Raw genomic sequence first — 2,037 nt, forward strand, 5'->3', positions numbered from 1 at the left:
CGCGGAAGGGGGTGGGCAGACGAGGAACGACGGGCACGACCCGTGCGACGAGACTCCGGGGCAGCGGGCCGGTTCCTGCGCGCCGTCGGATCGGCCATGCGTGCTGTCGCCTTGATTTCGGGAGGGAAGTGTTCATGCTCCGCACATCCCGCCCGCCGGATGCCCGATGCTGCGATCGTTCCGTCATGGATCGGCCCTCTGCCTCCTCCTGGTGACGTCGGTGGTCTGGGCGTCCCCGGCACCCCCGGTCGCGGATCCCGCCGCCTTCGATGCCGCTTTTGCGACAGCGCTGCGCGAAGGCATGGGCACCACGCCAGCGGAGGGGGCCGCTGCGGTCGCTGCGTTGCGGGCCACGCTGCCTGCCAACGACCTGCTGCGGGAGCGCCGTTTCGTTGCGATGGCCTGCAGTGCGGCCCAGAACGATCGCACGGCCGCCCTCGCCTGGGCCGACACACTTCTGGTCGCCGAACAGGCGCGACCTTCGCCCGACCCCACCAGTCTGGCGTTGGTCCACACCTGCCGTGCAGCCTTCCTTGCACCCACCACCGACGCCGCCATCATCAAGGTCGCCTACGACGCAGCGGTGGAGGCGGCGCAGCGCAGCGCCGACCCGATCCTGCTCGGGCAGGTGCTTTCTTGGCGGTCCGGTGCCCATTCGGTGTCGGGCGACTTCACCGAGTCCCTGATCGATGCGCTGGCGGCGCAGCGCGTGCTTGAAGAATCGGGCGAACCGTTCCTGATCGCGGCCAACCTGCAGAACGTAGGCATCGCCTACCGGCGCATGGGCGAGTACGCGCGGGCCGGCGAGTACCTCGAGCGAAGCCTCGATGACCCCGAGATCCAGTCACGCTGGTGGTACAGGCTCATCAGTCTGCTCCAGCTCGGCTACCTCTACGAAGAGACGCTGCGCTCCGATGACGCGAGGGCTGTGCTGGGCAAGGCCATCGACGTCTGCACGGCGAATGACAGCCCGACCTACTGCGGTTACGCCCGACTCGCCTTGGCGAGCGTCGAGGCGAAGGACGGCGACCCGGGAAAGGCGCTGGCTCTGGTCGAGCGTTCGATGGCCGACTTCCAAGCAGCCGGCGAGCCTGGGGACATCGTCATGGCGAACTTCATCCGGGGACAGGCGCTGGCCCGCCAAGGCCGTGACGCGGACGCGCTGGCGATGCTGGACGAGGCCGTCGCGGCATGGACCAAGGAAGACAACGCGCGCTACCTCGCGCTGGCGCTGCCCGTACGCGCCGCCGTCCTGGAACGGATTCGCCGCTACGAGGCGGTGATCGCGGACCTGCGCGCCTTCATCGCTGTGAAAGACCGGGACAATGACCGGAGGGCCGATCAGCGCACTGACCTGATCCGCGAACAGTTCGAGGCCGAGCGACGCGAAATCGAGAATGCCCAACTCCGCGCGAGGGAGCGATTGCGCGAGCAGGAGATCCAGGCTCTCGACCAGGTACGGCGCTGGCAGAGGATGGCGCTGGGCCTGGGCCTCCTGCTGGCCGCCCTCCTCGCGATCCTCGTCCTTCGGCAGATCGCGAGGGCGAAGCGCTTGCAGGCGATGGCGATGACCGACCCGCTGACCGGGCTGGCGAACCGTCGTCGCATGGAGTTCCAAGGCCGCATCGCCGTGCGCGAGGCGCGGACGGCCGGCACCCCGCTGGCGCTGCTCGCCATCGACATCGACCACTTCAAGGCGGTCAACGACGCGTACGGGCACGCGACCGGCGACGCGGTGCTGGCCCGCATCGCGCAGGAATGCCAACGCACGCTTCGGCAGCACGACCTGATCGGCCGCATCGGTGGCGAGGAGTTCACCGGCCTGCTCCCGGGGACCTCGCTGGAGACGGCGGTGCAGGTGGCCGAACGGATCCGTGGCGGCGTCGCGGCCCTCGCCCTCGACGACCTCGTGCCCGGGCTGCGCGTCACCATCAGCCTCGGCGTGGCCGCGCTCGACCGCCAGGACGCCGACTTCGCCAGCCTGCTCGATCGTGCGGACAAGGCCCTGTACCGGGCGAAGGAATCAGGCCGGGACCG

Annotated in this window: 1 protein-coding gene; it reads left to right on the plus strand. The window is 69.6% G+C overall.

Features of this window, described 5'->3' with window-relative positions; translation table 11 throughout:
* Positions 1-166 precede the first annotated feature (166 nt).
* Positions 167-2,037: GGDEF domain-containing protein (locus O9280_RS17480; protein ID WP_298345907.1), on the plus strand; the 1,871-nt coding region annotated here is incomplete at its 3' end.

This window comes from Silanimonas sp., from assembly GCF_027531545.1.
Taxonomy (GTDB): Bacteria; Pseudomonadota; Gammaproteobacteria; order Xanthomonadales; family Xanthomonadaceae; genus Silanimonas.